The 20908-nt window shown below is 55.6% G+C and carries 21 protein-coding genes; 5 read left to right on the forward strand and 16 right to left on the reverse strand.

Going from position 1 to position 20908, the window contains the following annotated elements:
- The first annotated feature begins 245 nt into the window (after positions 1 to 245).
- Positions 246 to 710 (forward strand): anaerobic ribonucleoside-triphosphate reductase-activating protein, encoded by a 465-nt coding sequence (gene nrdG, locus HV213_RS25900; RefSeq protein WP_181483859.1) that lies wholly within the window; start codon positions 246 to 248, stop codon positions 708 to 710.
- A 17-nt stretch (positions 711 to 727) separates the two neighbouring features.
- On the opposite strand, the gene HV213_RS25905 is transcribed toward nrdG, so the two are convergent.
- Genes HV213_RS25905 through HV213_RS25915 form a run of 3 tightly spaced genes read right to left on the reverse strand, consistent with a single transcriptional unit; the run spans position 728 to position 5377 of the window.
- Positions 728 to 2479: a type VI secretion system Vgr family protein gene (locus HV213_RS25905; RefSeq protein ID WP_181483860.1), complete on the reverse strand. Its 1752-nt coding sequence runs from the start codon at positions 2477 to 2479 to the stop codon at positions 728 to 730.
- A gap of 12 nt (positions 2480 to 2491) precedes the next feature.
- Positions 2492 to 4843, reverse strand: coding sequence for a type VI secretion system ATPase TssH (tssH, locus tag HV213_RS25910; RefSeq protein WP_228288574.1), 2352 nt, complete (start codon positions 4841 to 4843; stop codon positions 2492 to 2494).
- Positions 4844 to 4888: 45 nt separating this feature from the next.
- Positions 4889 to 5377 carry an Hcp family type VI secretion system effector gene (locus HV213_RS25915; protein ID WP_181483861.1) on the reverse strand — a complete coding sequence of 163 codons (489 nt, stop codon included), beginning with the start codon at positions 5375 to 5377 and terminating at the stop codon, positions 4889 to 4891.
- A gap of 803 nt (positions 5378 to 6180) precedes the next feature.
- Between HV213_RS25915 and HV213_RS25920 the strand changes: the two genes are divergently transcribed.
- A complete protein-coding gene (locus HV213_RS25920) occupies positions 6181 to 6603 on the forward strand; it encodes a type VI secretion system protein TssA (protein ID WP_228288575.1) in 423 nt (140 codons plus the stop codon).
- Between the two features lie 260 nt (positions 6604 to 6863).
- Here HV213_RS25920 and HV213_RS25925 read toward each other — a convergent pair whose 3' ends face one another.
- Entirely contained in the window at positions 6864 to 7886 is a 1023-nt protein-coding gene (locus HV213_RS25925; protein ID WP_181482387.1) for an IS110 family RNA-guided transposase, read from the reverse strand.
- A 131-nt stretch (positions 7887 to 8017) separates the two neighbouring features.
- Here HV213_RS25925 and HV213_RS25930 point away from each other — a divergent pair, with 131 nt between their 5' ends.
- Together HV213_RS25930 and HV213_RS25935 are read left to right on the forward strand one after the other, a co-directional pair.
- Positions 8018 to 8491, forward strand: coding sequence for a type VI secretion system protein TssA (locus HV213_RS25930; protein ID WP_228288576.1), 474 nt, complete (start codon positions 8018 to 8020; stop codon positions 8489 to 8491).
- Positions 8488 to 8880 (forward strand): DUF4280 domain-containing protein, encoded by a 393-nt coding sequence (locus HV213_RS25935; RefSeq protein ID WP_181483862.1) that lies wholly within the window; start codon positions 8488 to 8490, stop codon positions 8878 to 8880. Before HV213_RS25930 ends, HV213_RS25935 begins: the two co-directional genes overlap by 4 nt.
- A gap of 53 nt (positions 8881 to 8933) precedes the next feature.
- On the opposite strand, the gene HV213_RS25940 is transcribed toward HV213_RS25935, so the two are convergent.
- From HV213_RS25940 to pmbA, 12 genes are all read right to left on the reverse strand, one after another.
- Positions 8934 to 10844, reverse strand: coding sequence for a BglG family transcription antiterminator (locus tag HV213_RS25940; protein ID WP_181483863.1), 1911 nt, complete (start codon positions 10842 to 10844; stop codon positions 8934 to 8936).
- Positions 10845 to 10866: 22 nt separating this feature from the next.
- Positions 10867 to 12018, reverse strand: coding sequence for a lactonase family protein (locus HV213_RS25945; RefSeq protein ID WP_181483864.1), 1152 nt, complete (start codon positions 12016 to 12018; stop codon positions 10867 to 10869).
- A 128-nt stretch (positions 12019 to 12146) separates the two neighbouring features.
- Positions 12147 to 12887, reverse strand: coding sequence for a 2-dehydro-3-deoxy-phosphogluconate aldolase (gene dagF / locus HV213_RS25950; protein WP_181483865.1), 741 nt, complete (start codon positions 12885 to 12887; stop codon positions 12147 to 12149).
- The gene (locus HV213_RS25955) at positions 12884 to 14002 is read right to left on the reverse strand and encodes a DgaE family pyridoxal phosphate-dependent ammonia lyase (protein ID WP_181483866.1); all 1119 of its coding nucleotides are present in this window, start codon (positions 14000 to 14002) and stop codon (positions 12884 to 12886) included. Before HV213_RS25955 ends, dagF begins: the two co-directional genes overlap by 4 nt.
- Positions 13986 to 15119, reverse strand: a complete 1134-nt coding sequence (locus HV213_RS25960) for an amidohydrolase/deacetylase family metallohydrolase (RefSeq protein ID WP_181483867.1) — start codon at positions 15117 to 15119, stop codon at positions 13986 to 13988. The genes HV213_RS25955 and HV213_RS25960 overlap by 17 nt, the downstream gene beginning before the upstream one ends.
- A gap of 42 nt (positions 15120 to 15161) precedes the next feature.
- Positions 15162 to 15806: a DUF4310 family protein gene (locus HV213_RS25965; RefSeq protein ID WP_112216249.1), complete on the reverse strand. Its 645-nt coding sequence runs from the start codon at positions 15804 to 15806 to the stop codon at positions 15162 to 15164.
- A gap of 13 nt (positions 15807 to 15819) precedes the next feature.
- Positions 15820 to 16596: a DUF4311 domain-containing protein gene (locus HV213_RS25970; protein ID WP_112216248.1), complete on the reverse strand. Its 777-nt coding sequence runs from the start codon at positions 16594 to 16596 to the stop codon at positions 15820 to 15822.
- Positions 16597 to 16616: 20 nt separating this feature from the next.
- The gene (locus tag HV213_RS25975; protein WP_181483868.1) at positions 16617 to 16916 is read right to left on the reverse strand and encodes a DUF4312 family protein; all 300 of its coding nucleotides are present in this window, start codon (positions 16914 to 16916) and stop codon (positions 16617 to 16619) included.
- A 2-nt stretch (positions 16917 to 16918) separates the two neighbouring features.
- Positions 16919 to 17281 (reverse strand): SFCGS family glycine-rich protein, encoded by a 363-nt coding sequence (locus HV213_RS25980; RefSeq protein ID WP_110276583.1) that lies wholly within the window; start codon positions 17279 to 17281, stop codon positions 16919 to 16921.
- A 10-nt stretch (positions 17282 to 17291) separates the two neighbouring features.
- Positions 17292 to 17630 carry a glycine dehydrogenase gene (locus HV213_RS25985; RefSeq protein WP_181483869.1) on the reverse strand — a complete coding sequence of 113 codons (339 nt, stop codon included), beginning with the start codon at positions 17628 to 17630 and terminating at the stop codon, positions 17292 to 17294.
- A 291-nt stretch (positions 17631 to 17921) separates the two neighbouring features.
- A complete protein-coding gene (cybC, locus tag HV213_RS25990; protein WP_181483870.1) occupies positions 17922 to 18308 on the reverse strand; it encodes a cytochrome b562 in 387 nt (128 codons plus the stop codon).
- Between the two features lie 183 nt (positions 18309 to 18491).
- Complete coding sequence (gene pmbA / locus HV213_RS25995) at positions 18492 to 19844, reverse strand: metalloprotease PmbA (RefSeq protein WP_181483871.1); 1353 nt, start codon at positions 19842 to 19844, stop codon at positions 18492 to 18494.
- Between the two features lie 94 nt (positions 19845 to 19938).
- Here pmbA and yjgA point away from each other — a divergent pair, with 94 nt between their 5' ends.
- On the forward strand, positions 19939 to 20490 hold the full coding sequence (gene yjgA / locus HV213_RS26000; RefSeq protein WP_110276580.1) for a ribosome biogenesis factor YjgA: 552 nt from the start codon (positions 19939 to 19941) through the stop codon (positions 20488 to 20490).
- Positions 20491 to 20908: the final 418 nt, after the last annotated feature.

Below are 20908 nucleotides of genomic sequence, written 5' to 3' on the forward strand. Positions count from 1 at the left end.
TCCCGAGCGGTTTAGCCCCTCACCCCAACCCTCTCCCCACAGGGGAGAGGGAATCGCCCAGTAGTTGTTTTACCATTCGGAAGCCGTTCCCTTTACAAATGCAAAGCACGCCCAACGTTTTCGCAAAGCAATTAACGTCAGAGCAAGGCGGCAAACGAGGGAATCCCCGGGAGCGTACATTAAGTACGTGACCGGGGTGAGTGAGCGCAGCCAACGCGGCTATGGCGTTAATTGAGAAGCGAAAAATGAATTACCATCAATACTATCCCGTTGATATTGTTAATGGCCCCGGCACCCGCTGCACCTTGTTTGTCTCCGGCTGCGTTCACGAATGCCCCGGCTGCTACAACAAGAGCACCTGGCGGCTAAATTCCGGCATGCCGTTTACTACCGAAATGGCCGATCGCATCATTGCCGACCTCAATGACACGCGCGTTAAGCGCCAGGGGATCACGCTTTCCGGCGGCGACCCGCTGCATCCGCAGAACGTGCCGGAGATCCTCAAGCTGGTTCAGCGCATCCGCGCCGAGTGCCCGGGCAAAGATATTTGGGTATGGACCGGCTACAAACTGGACGAACTCAACGCCGCGCAGATGCAGGTGGTGGATTTAATCAACGTGCTGGTTGATGGCAAATTTGTGCAGGATTTAAAAGACCCGGCGCTGATCTGGCGCGGCAGCAGCAACCAGGTTGTGCATTATTTGCGTTAATACCAGCATGTCGCTCATCAGTTAATTTTCACCAGACCACCTTTAATCACCAGCATCCCGCCGCCTTCCACGGTCTGAGTGGCGCTGGCTTTGCTGGTGAGCGTGGCTTTCGCTTCGTGGCTGATGGTGGCGGCTTTCTGGGTCAGCGAGGCTTTCGCTTCACTGGCGATGTTGGTGGCATCCAGCTTCATGCTGCCCGACGCGCTGGCGTTAAGACCCGCCCCGCTCTTGATATCCAACGTTTTGCCGCTCTCCAGCGTTAGCGTACCGCTGACCTTAATCGTCAGATTGCCGTCGACGTTCAGGGTGTAGTTGCCCTTCACCTTATGCGTCTCGTCGCCGTCGATGGCATGTTCCTGATCGCCCTTCACCGTCACGCTGCGTTTATTTTTCACACTCAGAATCTCATCATGGCTAACGGTGGTTTTGCTGTCGTTGAGCACGGTGAGCTGGAAGTCTTTCTGCGCCTGCATCGCCAGCAGTTCGGCGTCTTTTTTGTCGTCGAAGCGCAGTTCGTTAAAGCCTTTTTCGCTATGGGTTTTTATCCCGGACTGGGTTTGATTCGCCGGAAGCGCATAAGGCAAAGCATTCGCGCCGTTGTACACGCAGCCGGTAATGAGCGGCTTATCCGGGTCGCCGTCGATAAAGCTCACCACCACTTCCTGACCGATACGCGGGATAAACTGCGCGCCGAAGCCGTTGCCGCTCCAGGTGGTAGCGACCCGCAGCCAGCAGGAGCTGGTTTCGTGGTTTTTCCCGTCCCTGTCCCACGGGAACTGCACCTTCACTCGCCCCAGATTATCAGTCCAGATCTCTTCGCCGCTTTTGCCGACCACCGTCGCCGTTTGCGTATGCATAATCGGTTTCGGCGTGGCGCACTGCGGGCGATACGGCGTGGCTTTCGGGATGGCGGTAAAGCGGTTGCGGTAAAGTTCACCGTCGTATTCATGGCTGACGGCGATGACCAGCCAGTCGATATTCAGCGCCTTATCGTCGTGATCGTTTAACGTGAACCAGTGCCCTGCCGCCAGCGCCGCGCAGTCGTTTTCGCCAACCAGTTGTTTCGCCTGCGCGAACAGCGCCGCTTTCGGCTGCTCATAGCTGAAATCGCTGGTCTGGAACCCCTGCGAAGTCGCCTGCAAACGCAGCTGCGCCGAACGAATAATGCCGGTTTCCCGTGCGCCGCTTGCTGCGGCCTGATACTTGACTTTTTTATCGCCAGTAATCGGCGGAAAGGCGCTGTTATCATCCGCCAGCACCAGCGTATGCTTGCCCTCCGCATGAGTGAAAAACCAGAAAATCCCCTCCTGCTCCAGCAGCCGCGAGACAAAGTTGAAGTCGCTTTCGTTATATTGCAGGCAGTATTCGCGTTTTGCCGGTTTGGTTTTGAGCTGGAATGTGTAGTCGGTAAAACCACCGTCTTTAAACACCTTCTCGACGATCTCCTGCGCGCTGAGGTTCTGAAAGACGCGGTTATTGCTGGAGAGCGTCAACCACCACAACCACGGGCGCAGGACAAACTGATAGCGATCGGCATTACTGGACGCCGGAAGCTGGTGCGCTTCGGCAATCAGCCCGTCGTAATCGGCGTTGTTTATCGTGGCGGTAAGATGGGTCGCCAGCGCAGTATCAAGGGTTAACGGCGCGGAGCTGGTTCCCGAGACGGTAGCGGTGGTCAGGCCGTTAAGCTGGGAATCGGTCTGGGTGGTCGCAACGGTAAGGCCAGCTAGAGTTGGGGTGGTGAGTTTTATGATGGTGGAATCTGGCATGGGGAATTCCTTTTATTTTTGAGTGGCTTTTAATATTTCTTCATCCGGCACGCGATACACCACCGTGGCCATCCGTGCTAAAAACGCCGGACGAAAATGACGTAATAACTCCTCGCGCAATGCCTCGTTAAACTGCTCGCTATTTAATTCACCCGCAGGCATATCAAGAATTAATTCTGCCCCCACGTTGCTGGTCGCCAGCATTACCGTATTTTTGAAATCAACGATCAGCCCGGAGCCGTCCTCCATTACCCCTTTGTCGAAGACGTTATAAAACGCCTCCAGCACGTCCGGGTGCGCCTTTTCGATTTCGTCGAGCAGCACCACGGAATACGGGCGGCGGCGCACGGCTTCGGTTAACACCCCGCCGCTGCCGTAGCCGACGTATCCTGGCGGTGCGCCTTTCAGCTGGCTGACGGTGTGCGCTTCCTGATATTCGGAAAGGTTGATGGTGATCAGATTGCGTTCGCCACCGTACAGGGCGTCGGCCAGCGCGTAGGCGGTTTCGGTTTTGCCAACGCCGGTCGGCCCTACCAGCAGGAACACGCCGACTGGCTTTTGCGGATCGGTCAGGCCGCTGCGATAGGCGCGCAGTCGCTGGGCGATGGTTTCCAGTGCCGCCTGTTGCCCCATCACCCGCTCGCTCATCCGTGCGACCAGCGTGCGCAGAGCGTGGGCTTCGTCGGTGAGCATCTGCCCGAGCGGGATCCCGGTCCAGCCGCTAATCACCGCCGCCACGGTGGCGGGATCCACGCAGTCCGGCACCAGCGGCACTTCGTCGCGCAGCTGGGCGGCGGCAGTCTCCAGCTTGCCGATCAGCGCCGCGCACTCCACCAGTTCCTGCTCCAGCTCCTCGTCCTCGTCCAGCCGCGCGCTAAGATTCAGCATCCGCTGACGGGCGGCGAGCAGTTCACCAACCCGCTGACGCTCATCCTGCCAGCGTCCTTCTACTTCCCGCGCCTGAAGACGCAATTTATCCGCCTGCACTTCCAGCTCGCACAACCGGTCATGATGATCGACGCCCACCAGCAGCTCGCGGTTCAGGCGTTCACTCTCTTCTTCGATAGCCGCCTGATGCTGACGGATCTCCTCAAGCTGGGGCGGGATGTTATGCTGCACCAACGCCACCCGCGCACAGGCGGTGTCGAGCACGCTGATGGCTTTATCCGGCAGCTGACGTCCGGAGATGTAGCGCTGGGAGAGTCGCACCGCCTCGCGAATAGCGGTATCGAGGATCTGCACCCCGTGGTGCGCCTCGAGCTTATCGGCCACCGCCCGCAGCATGACCACTGCGCTGTTCTCATCCGGCTCTTCAATCTGGATGCGCTGAAAACGCCGGTCCAGCGCCGGGTCTTTCTCGAAGTATTTTTTGTACTCCTGCCAGGTGGTGGCGGCGATGGTACGCAGTTCCCCGCGCGCCAGCGCTGGTTTCAGCAGGTTGGCGGCGTCGCTGCCGCCCTCGGCGCCGCCCGCGCCAATCAGGGTGTGGGCCTCGTCAATAAACAGAATAATCGGCTGTGGGGATTTTTTTACCGCCTCGATCACCCCTTTAAGCCGCTGCTCAAATTCGCCCTTTACGCCCGCCCCGGCCTGCAATAAGCCGAGATCGAGCGCCAGCAGGGCCACATCGCGCAGTGGCGGCGGCACGCTGCCTTCGGCGATGCGTCGCGCCAGCCCCTCAGCGACGGCGGTTTTTCCCACGCCTGGCGCGCCCACCAAGATCGGGTTGTTTTGCCTGCGGCGCAGCAGGATGTCGATACACTGGCGGATCTCCGCATCGCGCCCAATGATCGGATCGATCACCCCTTCCCGCGCGTCCCGGGTCAGATCGTGGGTGTATTGATCCAGCACGCCGCCTTCACGCTCCGGGTTTTCTCCCGTATGCGTGTCGCTTGATTCTTCAACGGAGCCACGACACCAGCTCTGCCACTGGCTTTCCAGCGTTCCCACCGGGAGCTGCAACAGCAGCGGCATCCCTTGCGCCAACTGGGCGCGCAGACGTTCTCGGGTGAGTAAGGCTTGCAGCAACAACGCTGAACGGACCTTCAACAGGCGCTGGAAAGCCGCCAACAAAACCGCACCTTCCAGTAATTCCAGCAGTTGCACGGAAAACACCGGCATCCGCGTGCAGCCGGATTTGAACTGCGCCTGGGTGCTGCGGATCTCCTCACGCAACTTGTCGACGGAAATCGCCGCGCTACTCAGGCAATACGCCAGGTCGCAGTGTTCATCATCCAGTAACGCCAGCAGCAAATGTGCCGGCTCAACGAACCAGTGTCCCTGCGCCCGGCTGCGTTCGGCGGCCTGCTCCAGCGCACGAAAGCAAACTGGATTGAGTCGTTGTACCAGCGCTTTTAAATCCATTTTTGATTCTCCTCAAGATGCTGTTGGCGGCGGATGACTTCACCATCAGCGACCTTTCTGGTCCATCGCCATATCCCAGACGGAAGAGCTGGTTCCCTGCTGGGTACCTGCCGATTTCTGAGCGGTGATTTCCCATTTGATTTTGGTAAAGTTCAGCGACATCGTTTCGACCGGCTTGCCGCCGGAACCACCGCTAACGCTCAGATGTGAGATAACAACGTTCATTAGGGTATACACGATAAACGGCAGCATTTTTCCGTCATCATTACGGCACAACGTCAGCACAGCCTCTTTAATCATTTTCCCGCAACAGCAGTACTCATTGAGTCTCGGCGTGGAGAGATCGATAAATTTGGTCAGCGACATTTCACCAACATGCGCTCGCCCAGAGGTGCGCTCAGTGTTACTGACGTCGTTGGTAACCTGCATCGCCACGTTATGGCTGAAGGACATTATTTCTATCTGATCTTTAAATCCATCAGCCTGGCTTTCGCCTTTAATGTCATCGCTCAGCTTTAAAAAAATCGCATCCATGGTTTATCTCCTTACTTGATCAGATGGGGATGTCGATTGGCTGGATATACCCGTCATACTTCAAGTTGCTTATGTGTTGGCTACGTGCGCTCACCCCAGTCACATAGTTATCTATGCTCCTGGGGACTTACGCCCTTGCCGCCTTTAAGCAACTCGAATTATTTAGGGTATGAATCAGCTAAAAGCCCACCATCAACGGAAGTTCTTTTTCTTAATAATGCTACCTATTCTCCTGGCTCAGATTATTTTTATGCACAGATTCCTAATGCAGCTGAGTTTATGCTGAATGTTCTCTGCATATTTAATATATTTTTAATGCAATAGTATTCCTTATGCTACTTCTGTCGTATTCTCATTCCCCAAAACAATATTTACGAATAGTTATATGCAATATAAAAAACACAACAAAAAATAAATATCAACTTTATTTTTCACTTTTCACACCAAATCAATACATTTGATAAAAATCAATTAACCAAAAATTAACCAATGAAAATCAATAACATAACCAAAAGAAAATCAAAATAATTATATTTACAAGCAAAATCATTCACCAAATCAATTTATGATATGTTAAAATTTTTATTCTGTAATATGTAATGAATAATGATTTGAATCAAAAAACAAACTACCGTCATTAATTATCTTCTTTATAGTGACATTCCCCTAAATAAATCAGAGAGATATTAAAAGAATTTCACATATCGCCAGAATAATATCTCTCATTTTTTTAATTTTACTGAATAGCCGCTTTTCATTCTGGCAAAACTGCTTTCCGAACAGGAATAATCAGGAGGAAAACGATGGAGCATCTTCAGGCATTACTGGCCCCCATCCGGGCGGATAACCCATGCGGCGACTCCATCCGTTATTCACCGGAGTTCGACCGGCTGGTCACCGCCCGACAGCAGGATGACGAAACGCTGCCCACAGGCGTCTGGCAAAGTCCTCCCCGGCGTGCGAACTGGGAAGAAGTTGCACAAATCGCCACTATGCTGACGGAGACGCTCAGTAAAGATCTGGTGGTCATGAGCTGGCTGGGCGAAGCGTGGATCAAGATTCACGGCTTAGCCGCTCTGCCCAATGCGCTGGCCCTGGTGACTTTGGCGCTGGAGCGCTACCCGGTGGAGTTGCATCCACAAATTAAAGAGGGTGACTATGATTATCGCGCCGCCCCGCTGTGCTGGATGGCGCAGCATTATACCGTATATGGACACCTCCCGTGATGCAAGCTATTTTTTGTGTGAGTCACCAGGGTAAGTTGCGTTCGTATATCCGGCCTCTCTTTCGGTACCGTCGTACCCGGGCCATGATGTGTTCTGCGCACCTGCTTCCTTTCGGGCTATCGGCTTTGCTTCGCAGGGAGCCTTCGGACAGGCCGGATTTCTCAGGTGCTGGTCTTACCGGTTACTCATCACGCTAAATCGCTTCGCAATCTCACGACAGGGTTACTGCTCTTTTTACTGCATGGCTCACGGGGCGTCGGTTAACCGGCGACCCGTGAGCCATGGTAATCTTCTCCGCGACTCATCACCGCCCACGCTATCCGCACATTCTTGTTCGCCAGCGCCACCGTCGCGATATTCCGGTTCCGTCTTTCCGCCACCGACTGCAGCCACTGGCTCCGCCGGTCTTCTTTGCCTGCACATGTCTTCAGAACTGACCGTGCCCCGTGGATGACCAGCGTACGCAGGTAGCTGTCACCCCGCTTGCTGATATGCCCCAGCTGCTGCTTACCGCCGCTTGAGTGCTGCCGGGGAACCAGCCCCACATAAGCCGCCATCTCCCGACCGTTCTTAAACTGCGTCGCGTCACCCAACAACGCCACCATCGCGCTGGCGGTTATCACGCCGATACCTTCTATTTTCATCAGCCGCTGGATGCAGATATCTTCCCGCGCCGCCTCTGCGAGCCGCCGGTCATGCCCCGCCACCCGGTCATCCAGCATCCGCAGCTCTTCGGCCAGCTCGCACAGCAGGCGCATAAACCGGTCATCCCACTGCTCCTGCTGTGACAGTATCTCCGGCAGCGCCTTACGCAACTGGCTGATGCCGACCGGCAGCACCACGCCGAATTCGCCCAGAAAGCCCCGTATCTCGTTGCACAGCGCCGTGCGGCTTTTTATCACTCTGGCCCGCACGCGATGCTCCGCCTGAAGGGTCTGCTGGCGCTCTGTCTTAACCGCGACGAAGCGCATGGCGGGGCGGCTGATGGCTTCACAGATGGCTTCGGCATCGTTGGCATCATTCTTGTTGCCTTTGAGGTAAGGCTTGACGAATTTCGGGGGAATAATGCGCACGGTATGCCCCATGCGGGTGAGTTCGCGGGACCAGTAGTGGGATGATGCGCAGGCTTCAATCCCGATGGTGCAGGGAGCCAGCTGAGAGAAATAAGCGTGCATGTGGGCGCGGCGGAGAGATTTCCGCACGACGACATGTTCATGGTGATCCACAGCATGGATCTGAAAGACATTTTTTGCCAGGTCAAGACCGATACGTTTAATATTCATGGTGGACACCTCCTCCTGTGGACTGCAGGTAACACTTCCAGTCTGGCACGTTCTGATGCCGTAAGGTGGGAGGTGTCCATCACATCGGGCTAGTCACCGAAGCGCCGCTGTTCACCGCCCACGGGGAAAACATGTCTCTGACGCAATGGCAGCAGGGGAAGCTATCCGATGTTCCGTTACCCGGCGCAGACGAGACCTCCATTCAGGCCCTGACGTCCAGCCTGGAGTGGCTCAATCGATTGAATGCTGTCAGCGCAAGTTGGCCCGAAACCTCCGCCCCTTCCTTCAACGTACTGGAGCAAAAAATCAAAACCTGCCTGCAGGCGCTGGGCAGCACAACACCTGAGCAACCGCAGTTTGTTACCCAACAAACCGCACCGACGGTCAGCAACACCGCCGCATTTGCCCATCGTGAGCAGGCGTATCAGATGATTAAACAGGTGGCGGATTATCTGGCACGCACCGAGCCGCACAGCCCGGTGCCGTATTTGCTGTACCGCGCTTTTGCCTGGGGGCACACGCCGCTGCCGGAGCTGCTCTCAGAACTGATTAGCAGCGATGAGCCCACCCGCCGACTGTGGAAACAGCTGGGGGTATTACCATGAGTTGTCCGGGAGTTTGTACCGGCGCATTGTTGCAGTGCTCATTTGGCGCTGTGCCAGGCGTACTGAACGTGTTGCCCGCCAGTCGAACCATCGTCGGTAACATGCCGATGGCGAATATTATGGATAACAAACCATTTGTGAACATTATGCCATTTGGGATGTGCTACAGCATCGCCAATCCGACGGTTGCCGCCGCCACCGCCGCAGCGCTCGGCGTACTGACGCCAATGCCCTGTGTTCCGGCAACGCCCGCACCGTGGATGCCAGGCTCACCTACGGTGCTGGTGGGAAATATGCCCGCCCTCACCGCCCAGTCGCAATTAATCTGCATGTGGGGCGGCGTGATCCAGATTAGCTTTCCGGGGCAGATGACGACGGTCGTGGCGTGATGTTGTGAACGGTGACAGATACGTAAACGTGGCGAAGGGCCGTACGGTAAAAATCAAAACCGGCTGACGCACTCCATCGCCACCGTTTTAAACTCATCAAAACTGCGGGTGGCGGCAAGGCGGGCCATGGCGCGTTCGCGCAGGAAAGTGACGAAAATATCGTAGATCGCCATCGCCTCTTCATACTCGCTTTTGCTGATCGCGAGCAGGAAGATGATATGTGCGGTTTCATCGCCCCAGGCGATGCCGTGCGGCGCAATCACCGTATAGACCACGGTCTTTTTCGCCAGTAGTCCAAGGGCGTGGGGTAACGCAATACCGTCGCCAAGCATGGTGCTGACAATAGCCTCACGCTCCACTACCGAATCATGAAATTCCGCATCAACAAACCCCTCCTGCTGTAGCTGCTGGCACAGGGTGGCAAACAGCGTTTGCTGGTCCATTGGCGTATCAATCACCTGGAAATGAGCTTCATCGAAATACTTGTCCAGCATCCACGGGCGGGTCCTGTCCACCAGCACCAGCTTGCCGATTTGATCGAGCTGATAGTCGGTAGGAAACGGCGCGATGGTCACCACCGGCTTATCTTTTTCGCTGATGCGTACGGTGGAGATCACAAAATCTTCCGCGATCTCTTGTCGTTGCTCATACTCGCGCTGCGACAGGGTAGCGGCGATCTCCAGTTGCGGATACTTACGTTGCAGAATGGCTTCAATCATCCGCACCATCGCGTTGCTGGTATCGCACACCAGCAGCACCTGCGGCTGGCGCTGATAGCCAATATTGTAGTGGCGCTCCAGCCCAACGCCGATATGCAGCACCAGAAAGCCAATCTCATTTTCGCTGATGGCGTAGGGGGTATATTTCCCCCAACTGGACACCGCCGCCAGCGTCATATCCCACGCCATCGGATAGTGCTGCTTGATGTTATCAAGCAGCGGGTTGGGGATCATTATCTGGTAGCGCACGCGGGTAATCATGGTCTTAATATGCGTCAGCAGATCGGCATGCAGTTGGTCGTCGTTCAACAGGTTGTAGTTATATTGCTGATTGATATAACGCAGGATGTAGTTCACCAGCGCTTCATCATCATCAGCGCTGATGGTCCCCGGATCGACGTCCTGTACCTGACGCGCGGCTAAGTGCACGCACAGCCACTCCTCTTCCGCTGGGGCAAGCGGTTTATCCGCCAGTTGCTGCATGGCATTTGCCAGTTCCCGCGCGGCGTCACGAACGTTATGCGCCACATCATCGGCGCTGAAATCCGCCAGCGGATACCCTTCGCTCACGCGGCGCACCACCACTGCGCCGTACAGGCAGACAAAACGCTCGCCCACGTCGGTCAGGCGGATCTGATGGCGGGTCAGCGTCTCTTGCAGTATCTGCTCCAGCCGCTCCGGCACGCCGGGAGTCAGCGCTTCTTCGCTGAGCTGCGGATTCAGCGCTCCCTGCTGCGTCAGCTCCCACAGCAGATCGGTCAGACAGGCGCGAATCGACACTTCGCTGCCAAACAGCTTCATACCGTGGCGTGGACGCGTCTCCAGAGTTAGCTGATAACGCTGAAAACGTTCGCGCACCTCGGCCATGTCGCCTTGCAGCGTCGCCCGGCTAACGAACCACTCATCGGCCAGATCCTCCAGCTTGATGGAGAAGGCCGAAGTCAAAAAGCGCACCAGCAAAAAGTGGATCCGATCTGCCGCTGTGCGCGGAATATGCTGCGCTTTTGGCGCGCTCTCTTCCAGGGTCTGATAGCGCAACGGATCGTTAATGACCAGTTGATAACCGCTGCCGCGGCTAAGCGTAAACTGCGCCCCATAGTGCAACAGCAGCTCGTTCAACGCGGTGATATCAGCGCGTACCGTCCGGGTAGAAACCGACAGCCGCTGCGCCAGCTCATCCTGCGGCAGCGTTTCGTTTTGCAGCAGAGTAAACAGCTGCGCTAAACGTGGATTGGGAAATCGCATGTCGGTTCCTTTTTCTTACGGCTCAGGGTTGAGCAGATATCACCATCTGAGACGGGCTGCCCACCGGGGTATAGTCCGGCGAAAACGTCAGCTTGCCGTCCTTCGGCGCGACGCTAAAACGGGTGATGTTGTCGCTACGCTGATTCATGACGTACAGCCACTGGCCCTGGTTACCCAGAGTTAAGGTGCGCGGATAGTCGCCGCGGGTCCAGATATCCTCCTGATGGCTCAGGCTGCCGTCGGCCATCACCGTAAAGTGGGCGATGCTGTTATGCAGGCGGTTGGCGACGTACAGCTGTTTACCATCCTGACTGAGGACCAGCCCGGCGGCAAAGCTGGTGCCTTTATACTCTTTGGGCAGCGCGGAGACCGTTTTCCCCTCGCGTAGCAGTCCGCTTTGCTTATCAAGGTGATAGAAGGTGAGCGTCGAGGCTTCTTCGTTAATCAACCATAGTCCATCACCCTGCGGTGTAAAGACAAAGTGGCGCGGGCCAGCGCCAGGGGACGACGCGGCGATAAACGGCGGATCGTTCGGTGTCAGCTTGCCGCTGGCGTTATCCATCCGGTATTGGTAGATCCTGTCCAGCCCCAGATCGGTAGAGTAAACATATTTACCGCTGGGATCGGCGGCGATCATATGAGCATGTGGGCCGTTATGATCGCTAATGGCAAAGCTGCCTTCAACGGCTGCTGCTGGACGCTCAGCCCCCGCTGGCCCTTGATCCTGGCGGGTATCTACCGATTCGCCCAGGCTGCCATCTTCTTTTACCGGCAGCACCGCGATGGTACCGCTAACGTAGTTCGCCACCAGTAGATGACGGCTATCGGGAGTCAGGGAGAGATAAACCGGCCCGGCCCCGCCGGAAGCCACCTGATTCAGCTCGCTCAGTTCACCATTGCTGGCGATACGCCACGCCTGCACCACGCCCTTTTCTACTTCGCTGGCGGCGTACAGGGTTTTACCATCTGCTGAGACGGTAAGCTGGGCGAGGTTCGGCTGCTTGCTAACCAGGGTTTTGTCGCGCAGCTCGCCGGTTTGGCTATCGACTGTAAAACGGTATAGACCTTCCCCGTTAGGGTTGTAGGTGCCGACCCAGGCGTAGTGGGTTTGCGCAGCGGCGCTAGCGGCGAGCAGGGACAGTGAAGCAACAAGCAGGTGACGGGCGGTAGGCATGGTGACTCCTTGATGGTTCGGTGAGGGGAGTCCCCTCACCCCGGCCCTCTCCCCAAAGGGGCGAGGGAGAAAACCGAGCGGTCCCCTCTCCCCTTTGGGGAGAGGGTTAGGGTGAGGGGCAATCGACGCTATTTAACTAACTGCTTCGTCATCTCCAGCAACTGACGCACATCTGCCGGACGAGTATTGCCGCTGGCTTTATCGATAATTGAACTGTAGATATGCGGGATAATTTTACTCACCCCTGCGTCCAGCGCAATTTTCAGGATTTCGCCGTAGTTTTCCAGATCGATCCCACCGGTTGGCTCCAGCCAGAAATCATGGCGGGCGCAGGCCTCGGCTACCGCAATAAACTCATCGCGATGCTTTAACCCACCCATCGGGAAGTATTTAATTGAGCTGCCGCCCATATCTTTCAGCAGAGCAATTGCGGTTTCTAGCGGCACAATGCCGTCCGGCGCGCCGCTGCTCAGCGGGCCGGTTGAGATCTTCACCATGCCCGGCGTGCCGGTTGGCGACACCAGACCGTTGACCACGGTTTCGTTCTGCCCCAGCAGCGCACGGCTGGTGCCCACGCCAGTAAAGACCTGATTCACGTGCTGCGGCTGCACCTGACGCGAAATTTCGCTGACCATCGCCGACTGGTTTGGATCGCCCGCCCCCAGCCCCACGGAAAGCGCGTTATCAATCAACTGCGCGTACTCGCGCATATCGGCCACCGCGCTGGCGACATCGGGATAGTTTTTAGAGAGCACGCCGACCAGCACATGACCTTCCGCCGCTTCATAAATGTCGCGAGCATTGTCTTTACTACCCGCCAGCACGTTCAGGCAGACGCGGTCACGGTAAAAGTTAGGGGTCAGTTTCATGCGTTTTTCTCCTGGTTCAGAACCTCAGCGATGCGACGGGAGACAATCTCCAGTTGCTGTGCGTTGACGCTGCGCACATCGGCTTCAATAATCCCTTCGTTAGCTTTATAGCCGCGGAAGTAAATAGCGTATTCACCCTGCTTCAGCGCGTTCACCAGCTCACTGGTGTCCACGCCGGTCACGGCTTCATCAAATTTAATTTCAGCCCGCGCGATATCACGACCGGCACTATCCCAGACGACTCGCGCAGTCACGCCGTTGAGCGTATTGAGTTGGTTAATAAACGGCGTCATCTTCTCCACCATCTCCTCACCGCTCTCTTTGGTCGCCGTCAGGTAGTGTTCGATGGCGCAGGTCAGGCCAAGGATCCCCTCTTTGCCGACCTTCATCGCCCGGCCAATACCCATCGACTGGCGTTTGACCCACTCAACGTACTGAGTTTTGCCAATCACCAGTCCGCTGGTTGGCCCTTCGATGGCCTTCGCGCCGCTGTAAATAACCAGATCCGCACCCGCGCGGTAGTAAGCCTGTAAATCCTCTTCTGCCGCCGCATCAACGATCAGCGGCAGATTATGGAGCCGCGCCACCGCAGCCGCCTGCGCCACGTTGAGCATGCTTTTCTGCACGCAGTGGTGAGATTTGATATACAAAATCGCCGCGGTACGCGGAGTGATCGCCGCCGCCAGCTGTTCGGCGGAACATTCGTTGGCGTAGCCCGCTTCCACCAGCCTGCCGCCGCCCAGCGCCACCATGGTACCCACCGGCGCGCCAAAGTTGACGTTATGGCCTTTCGGCAACACGATTTCGTTGTTTTCAATCGGCGTCACGTGCAGGTTTTCCAGCAGCCAGTCGCTGTCTTTCACCAGCACTGCCGCCACCGACTGGGCAATGCCTGCTGATGCGCAGGAGACGACGGTCGCCCCTTCCACGTCCAGCAGTTTCGCAATGTAAGCTCCCGTTTTATTCACCAGGTCTTTCATCTCGAAGTACTGGTTCATGCCCGCCATCGCGGCTTCAACCACTTCCGGACGCGGAGTAGACACGCCCAGCGCCGTCATGCGCCCGGAGGTATTAATCACCTGTTTTAAATCGTATTTCTCAAAAATCGAAGGCATTTTCCGCGCTCCCTTGTTCGGTCAAATAGCCCTTGCCCGCGCGAATCGCGGCAAGCGGCAGCAGAATCTTGTCGGCCTGAAGACTCTCTTTTTCGGCATCCACCAGCACCGTTGGCGTCTGCGCGAGGGTGAACAGCGTGAGATCGGCGTCATAGCCCACGTCAAGCTGCCCTTTGTGCGCCAGGTGAAGACCGTCGGCGACATTTGCCGTCACGCAGTCGATAACCTGCGGTAGCGACATACCGATAGCGAGGAATTTGGACATCACCAGCGCCAGCGAGCGCACCGGGCCGTCAATACGGTTGCGGCAGTAGATATCGGAGCTGATAGTGTGCGGCAGAATGCCCATCGCAATCGCCCGGCGCGCGACTTCAAAGCTGAAGCTGGCAGTACCGTGACCGACATCGAGGCGCACCCCGCGCTGTAAAGCCCGGGTAATCGAGCTTTTCAGCTCGCCGGACGGCGTCAGGATGCGGTTGGGTTTGCCGTTGTAGCAATGGGTAATAATGTCGCCAGAAGTCAGCAGGTCGGCGATTTCATCGAGGTTCGGCGGATTGTTGCCGATATGCACCATCAGCGGCAGGTCACCATTTTCCTGCTGGATAGCCTTCGCACGCTCCAGCGGCGTAATGCCGTTTTCGCCCACCACGCTGCTGCTCATCCGCGCCTTCAGGCCGACGATGAAATTCGGGTAGCGGTTGACCGCCTGCTTCACCGCATCAGCATCAATATTCGCCATATTGGCCAGTTCGTTCTGGGCGATCAGCCCGACGCGGGAAATATTGAGCAGCGCATAAACCTCGGTCGCCGCTTTGCGGGTTAACTGATAAAAATCGTCAACGTCGTCAGCGCCGGTGCTGCCCGCGTCAACCACGGTGGTCACGCCAGTGGCAATGCCCACGCTGTCCGGCTCATCGTGATAAATCGGTGAGTTCGGGTAGCAGTGGACGTGAGAGTCAATCCAGCCTGCGCTGACGTAATAGTTGCCGTTCAGCTCGACGGTTTTTCGCGAGGGCGCGCTAATCTCGCCCAGCGCCGCGATCTTTCCGTCCCGAATGGCAATATCCGTGATGGTATCGTCAACGAGGCGTGCGCGGCGCAGGAGTAAATCAAACATAGCTATCTCCTGTTAGAGCGGGCGCAACGGCGCCCGCAGGACTTAACTAATCGCAATCGGGAAGAGGGTACCGAGGATCATCGCGCCAAGGATCGCGCCGCCGGTAATCGGCTTCTGCCAGATATAGAACAGCAGCGCGCCCAGCAGAGAACCGATACCGATAGGAATCGATGCGCTCATCGCGCTGAGGATAATCAACGGTCCAAGGAAGCGACCGGAAGCATTACCTGCCCCCATCATGACGTCGGCACCGTAGGTGGAGTCACTCTGGTTGATGGTGAATTTACGCGCCAGAATGATGATGTAGCCAATCGCCAGGCCAATGACCAGACCGGTAACCAGGGAAGCAATAAAGTTGGTCACCGGGAACATGATGCCCGCGCCGAGCAGCAGCGCCGGAACGCCCAGGCCGACACCGGTCTGAATCGCTCCGCCGATATCCAGAATCCCCACCAGCGAGCCTTCAATGATACGAGCGAACAAGAAGCTGGCGCCGAACGCCGCCACCGCGCCGTAGGCTCCGGTATCAATTCCCGCCTTCAGCATCGCCACGAAAGCCACTTCGTTAAACGCGCCGATGCCGTAGAGGTAGTACATATGCGTCCCGGCGAAAACGCCGGAAGAGAGCAGACCAACAAAGATCGGGAACGACCAGTCGGCATACCAAAAACCTTTATTTTGTTCCATTGCGAGGCTCCTGTTATTTACCGCTGAGCGAGTTGTGGATCAGTTCCAGCCAGTTCGGCACGGTCATATGGAAGGATTCAATCATCTTCATATCGAAGCCGCGGAAGAAGCCGCTCAGAACAAACAGCGCGACAATAGCGACCATCATCACCTTAGTGACGCGATGCCAACCGCTCTCTTCCACACCCTTACCAATCAGGATACCCAGCACCAGTCCCGGTACGGCGTTACCCATAATCAGCTGCGCCGCGCCGCCGAAAATCGTCGCCCAGAAGCCCGATTTTTTACCCGCATCAATCGCCGCCAGCCAGAAGATAACCGGCATCACGATGTTCACCAGCAGGTTTGCCGCTGGTACCAACACTTTGACTGCGGTTACCTGCAGCGCTTCCGGTACCGAAGAGGCGGTCAGGTTAAGGAAGGTGACGACAATCATGCCGATGATGCCGCAGGAGATAGCCATCTTCCTCGGATCGTGCAGCGTTTCGCCGACGTTGCGGTTTTTGATCATCAACGCCGCCGCGCCCCAGTTGGGAATAATGCGGTGATCGACGTCCTGAGTGAAGGAGCCTGCTGCGACGGAAGAAGCCCAGGCGTTAAAGAAGAAACCAAGGCCAAAAGAGAAGTGGGAAGCCGGATCGCCTTCACATGAATTCAGCTCGCCCAACGTACGAAATGCGCCCATCCCTTGCGTGGTGGGCGCATGAAACATACGTGCCGCTCCGGCGCCCACGCCGACGCCAACCAGGCCGCCGATGATGAGCGATTTTATTAAAATTATCAGGAACATAATCTGACCCTTTGGTAAAATCAGGTTTGCGTGACGAAATCCACTTTATCGAGATTAATGGCGGTCACGGTGACGGTGACGTTCAGCTCAACGCTGTAGGTCCGTCGTTCACGGCGCAGAAAGATGAACAAGAACGCCTCTTTCCGTACCGCTTCTCGCGCATGAACAACCTCCACATCCTGTGGTTCAATACGCAGTAAGATGTGCGGCGACGTTTTCATTACCGCCGCCTGGACATGGTTCAGAGCATCGGCGAAAGCGCGTGTTTTGCTCTCACCTTTGCCGGTAACGCTCACCGTGGTGGTGAATTGCTCTTTCATACTCACACGCCGTATTTCTTCTTCCAGGCTTCAACCAGGCGCTCGCCCAGCTCTTCTTTATCCATAAAGCCGAAGCCCAGAACGTTGTAACCTTCGTTGATAGCGGTGACGCCCTCATCAACGGAACGCATGCCATATTTTGCTTTGTAGCCGTGTTTATTCTGTGCGGTGATAGCTCCTGCTCCGCCGCTGCCGCAGAAGGAGATACCGAAAGTGGCGTTTTCGGCTTTCATCATGTCGCCCAGTTTCATATCCGCGGCGACGCCCGGTACTACAACGGCACGAGCACCGGCTTTTTCCGCACCTGCGGCAACTTTTTGTCCTTTACCCAGGCGATCGCCAATGACTACGGTGATTTGTTCCATGTTTTGCTCCTTACAGGTTTTCTTTTGCGACTTCGAAGTGGACGGACAGCAGCCAGGCTTCTTCATCTGGCAGATTGCCGAACTTCGCGACCACTTCGCGGGCCAGCATCATTGAATCTTCTGAAATCTCGTCGAACAGGCTGGCATCCACGTCCGGCAGCGGCTCGCCGCTGATTGACCGATGGGCCATCGCCCGCACGTGGGAAGTCAGCATTTGCTCCTGAACGTCGTTGGGGACGATATTGCGGCGGCTTAACAGTGCGAAGACCTGCTGCAGCATCTCGTCGGCCAGCCTTTCGGTTAGCGTGGCCTGCTCCTCTGGGACGTGTGTTACCGCTCCGTTATTCACTTGAATTACCCCGTTGATGTCTCTGGGGATAACACTAATGCCAGGGAGAAAGAGTTTGTAGCGAGTTGTTTTCCACTTCGAAGTGGAAAGGAAGAAGGCAGGCGTGATCCATTTCACATAGTTATAGTGAATGCATTAATTTCAATGAATGCGCGTGATGAATATCACGAAATCATCAGTGTCACAGTGGCGAAAACGGGTATGCAGGAAAAGCGAAAAATGTGATGGTGATAAACTTTTAGGCTAAACAGAATGCGGGAGACATCGGCTGACGCCTCCCGGGAAGAGAAATTAACGGTACTTCTTGTGGTACTCATTGCGGGTGGTTTTAAACTCTTCCGCTGTGGCCTGGGCCTCTTTGACTTTGCCTTCGTCCGCCAGCTTCAGCGCGCCATCGATCTGGCCGATTAGCACATCAAAACCGTGGCGATAGTCTTTCATTTCCGCGCTGTCAGAAGCTTTACCTTCCAGCTTCGGTGGCGTCTCTTTCTGCGCGTCTACCGCCGCAGTACGCATCTTGTTCAGCGCGGCTTTCAGCTCACCGGCATCTGAGGTTTTTTGCACCACTTGCAGGTTCTCAGCAAGGGTATCCATGTCTTCGCCCAGATCGGCAAAAGCCGATGCCGAACCGAGCGCAAAAGCCGATACAGCCAGCATCGTTAATAGTTTTTTACGCATTGCTCACTTCCTTTTTTATTATTTAAGGGCCTACCCTAGTAGGCGTTATTGTCGCAGGCAGTTTGAACCAGGGCAGCGCGGAAAAACCGGAACGTACACGTAGTACGTGAGGATTTTGAGCACTGCCCTGGTTCAAAATGGCAAGTAAAATAGCCCTAATGGGCCAGGCCCTAAGCACAGGTATTATTGCCCGGCGATCTTCATCTCCGGCAGCAGCACGGAACCACACTGAATGTTGCTGCGCGTTTCGATATCGTCGCCGATGGTCACGATATTACGCCACATATCTTTCAGATTTCCTGCAATGGTTATCTCACTTACAGGATATTGAATTTCGCCGTTTCCTACCCAGAAGCCGGATGCGCCGCGTGAGTAGTCGCCGGTGACGCCGCTAACACCCTGCCCCATCAGCTCAGTCACCACAAGACCGGTGCCCATCTCTTTAAGCAACTTTTCAAAACTCAGGCCACGGCCGTTAATGCGCCAGTTGTAGATCCCGCCCGCGTGGCCGGTGCTCTTCAGCCCCAGCTTGCGCGCGGAATAGTTGGTCAGCAGCCACTGGGTCAACACGCCATCTTTAATAATGTCGCGACGCTCTGTACGCACGCCTTCGCTATCAAACGGGGTGGAAGCCAGCCCTTTCAGCAGATGCGGATGCTCTTCAATGGTCAGCCAGTCTGGCAGGATTTGGCTACCCAGCGCGTCGAGCAGGAAGGTGGATTTACGATAAACCGAGCCGCCGGCAATCGCTCCGACCAGGTGACCAAAAAGCCCGGTCGCCACTTCATTAGCGAAAATCACCGGCGCTTTCATCGTTGACAGTTTACGCGGAGCCAGACGCGACAGGGTGCGGCGGGCGCACTCTTCGCCGACCCACTCTGGCGATTGTAAATCTTCAAGCGCCCGGCCGATGGTGTAGGCGTAATCGCGCTCCATGTCGCCGTTTTCTTCGGCAATCACGCAGCTGGAGAGTGAATGACGAGTTGAGCAGTAGCTTTGCAGCATGCCGTGGCTGTTGCCGAACACTTTAATGCCGTAGTGGCTGTTAAAGCTGCCGCCTTCGGTATTGCTGATGCGTTTATCCGCTTTCAATGCGACCTGCTCTGCACGAGAGGCCAGTTCAATCGCTTCGTCCGGGGAGACTTCCGCCGGGTGGAACAGATCGAGATCCGGAGCCTCAAAAGCCAACAGTTCTTTATCCGCCACGCCCGCGAACGGGTCCGGTGAGGTATAGCGCGCGATATCCAGCGCCGCCTGTACCGTACGGGCAATGGCCTGCGGGCTGAGGTCGGTCGAGGAGGCGCTGCCTTTGCGATTCTGGTGATAAACGGTGATGCCCAGAGCACCATCGCTATTGAATTCTACGTTCTCCACTTCGCCGTAGCGGGTGCTGACGCCAATGCCGGTGGTTTTGCTGACGGAGACTTCAGCCCCGTCGGATTTGCCTGCTGCCAGTTCCAGCGCCGTGGTCACGGCCTCTTCCAGCGTCTTACGCTGTTGTGCAACTTGAGAGATGACTTTCATTGCTAATGCCATAATGTAAGAAGGAGTTAACTGAAGTCTAACAGAGAACCATTTTTCAGTGCGCGCCTTAACTGGTAACATTAGCCTCTTTTTTAAGGAGCCTGAGATGACAAAGCAGCCCGAAGACTGGCTCGACGATGTCCCTGGTGATGACGTCGAAGATGAAGACGATGAAATTATCTGGGTCAGTAAAAGTGAAATTAAGCGCGACGCCGAAGAACTGAAGCGTCTTGGCGCGGAAATGGTAGAGCTTGGGAAAAACGCGCTGGATAAAATCCCGCTGGATACCGACCTGCGCGATGCCATTGAACTCGCCCAACGCATCAAGAAAGAAGGCCGCCGCCGCCAGATGCAGCTGATTGGTAAAATGCTGCGTAACCGCGATGTCGATCCGATTCGCCAGGCGCTGGACAAGCTGAAGAACCGCCACAACCAGCAGGTTGCGCTGTTCCACAAGCTCGAACAGATCCGCGATCGTCTGATTGATAATGGTGATGACGCCGTTGCTGAAGTGCTGAACCTGTGGCCGGACGCCGACCGTCAGCAGCTGCGTTCGCTTATTCGTAACGCCAAAAAAGAGAAAGAAGGCAATAAGCCGCCGAAATCCGCGCGTCTTATCTTCCAGTATCTGCGTGAACTGGCCGAGAGCGAAGGCTAATTCCGAATGACTCCCCCGGGTTAAGGTCTGTGCCTGATCCGGGCGATCAAACCGATCGTACATCTTTTAAAATCGGTTTTAATTTTTCATTTTCATTTAAGATCACTTCTTAATTTAACGTTTATTTCACAAAACCAGTTATCTTTTCCAGACAACCTCTCGATCCCTCTACGCTATCAGCGACTCCGCGATAAATTCAACAACCTGTTTTTATTCGATTAAATAAAAAAATCTTTCTTTAAAACGCCAACGTTACCAGCAGTTTGCTTATCTTTGATCCACCTCTCAAAACGATTTTTGCATTTCATTCATTATTATAATGAAAAATTAATTTCATTAATGCACAAAACAAGAAGTCATACGCAAGCGCACTCTGGCCCAGTCAGTTCTGTTAATTAAAACCAGGCATCTGCAGTGG

This window comes from Klebsiella sp. RHBSTW-00484 (genome assembly GCF_013705725.1).
Classification (GTDB): domain Bacteria; phylum Pseudomonadota; class Gammaproteobacteria; order Enterobacterales; family Enterobacteriaceae; genus Klebsiella.

Bases quoted from the DNA above. Each gene is read 5' to 3' on its own strand.
- nrdG (WP_181483859.1), top strand. From the start codon at position 246: ATGAATTACCATCAATACTATCCCGTTGATATTGTTAATGGCCCCGGC.
- HV213_RS25905 (WP_181483860.1), bottom strand. From the start codon at position 2,479: ATGCCAGATTCCACCATCATAAAACTCACCACCCCAACTCTAGCTGGC.
- tssH (WP_228288574.1), bottom strand. From the start codon at position 4,843: ATGGATTTAAAAGCGCTGGTACAACGACTCAATCCAGTTTGCTTTCGT.
- HV213_RS25915 (WP_181483861.1), bottom strand. From the start codon at position 5,377: ATGGATGCGATTTTTTTAAAGCTGAGCGATGACATTAAAGGCGAAAGC.
- HV213_RS25920 (WP_228288575.1), top strand. From the start codon at position 6,181: ATGGAGCATCTTCAGGCATTACTGGCCCCCATCCGGGCGGATAACCCA.
- HV213_RS25925 (WP_181482387.1), bottom strand. From the start codon at position 7,886: ATGAATATTAAACGTATCGGTCTTGACCTGGCAAAAAATGTCTTTCAG.
- HV213_RS25930 (WP_228288576.1), top strand. From the start codon at position 8,018: ATGTCTCTGACGCAATGGCAGCAGGGGAAGCTATCCGATGTTCCGTTA.
- HV213_RS25935 (WP_181483862.1), top strand. From the start codon at position 8,488: ATGAGTTGTCCGGGAGTTTGTACCGGCGCATTGTTGCAGTGCTCATTT.
- HV213_RS25940 (WP_181483863.1), bottom strand. From the start codon at position 10,844: ATGCGATTTCCCAATCCACGTTTAGCGCAGCTGTTTACTCTGCTGCAA.
- HV213_RS25945 (WP_181483864.1), bottom strand. From the start codon at position 12,018: ATGCCTACCGCCCGTCACCTGCTTGTTGCTTCACTGTCCCTGCTCGCC.
- dagF (WP_181483865.1), bottom strand. From the start codon at position 12,887: ATGAAACTGACCCCTAACTTTTACCGTGACCGCGTCTGCCTGAACGTG.
- HV213_RS25955 (WP_181483866.1), bottom strand. From the start codon at position 14,002: ATGCCTTCGATTTTTGAGAAATACGATTTAAAACAGGTGATTAATACC.
- HV213_RS25960 (WP_181483867.1), bottom strand. From the start codon at position 15,119: ATGTTTGATTTACTCCTGCGCCGCGCACGCCTCGTTGACGATACCATC.
- HV213_RS25965 (WP_112216249.1), bottom strand. From the start codon at position 15,806: ATGGAACAAAATAAAGGTTTTTGGTATGCCGACTGGTCGTTCCCGATC.
- HV213_RS25970 (WP_112216248.1), bottom strand. From the start codon at position 16,596: ATGTTCCTGATAATTTTAATAAAATCGCTCATCATCGGCGGCCTGGTT.
- HV213_RS25975 (WP_181483868.1), bottom strand. From the start codon at position 16,916: ATGAAAGAGCAATTCACCACCACGGTGAGCGTTACCGGCAAAGGTGAG.
- HV213_RS25980 (WP_110276583.1), bottom strand. From the start codon at position 17,281: ATGGAACAAATCACCGTAGTCATTGGCGATCGCCTGGGTAAAGGACAA.
- cybC (WP_181483870.1), bottom strand. From the start codon at position 18,308: ATGCGTAAAAAACTATTAACGATGCTGGCTGTATCGGCTTTTGCGCTC.
- pmbA (WP_181483871.1), bottom strand. From the start codon at position 19,844: ATGGCATTAGCAATGAAAGTCATCTCTCAAGTTGCACAACAGCGTAAG.
- yjgA (WP_110276580.1), top strand. From the start codon at position 19,939: ATGACAAAGCAGCCCGAAGACTGGCTCGACGATGTCCCTGGTGATGAC.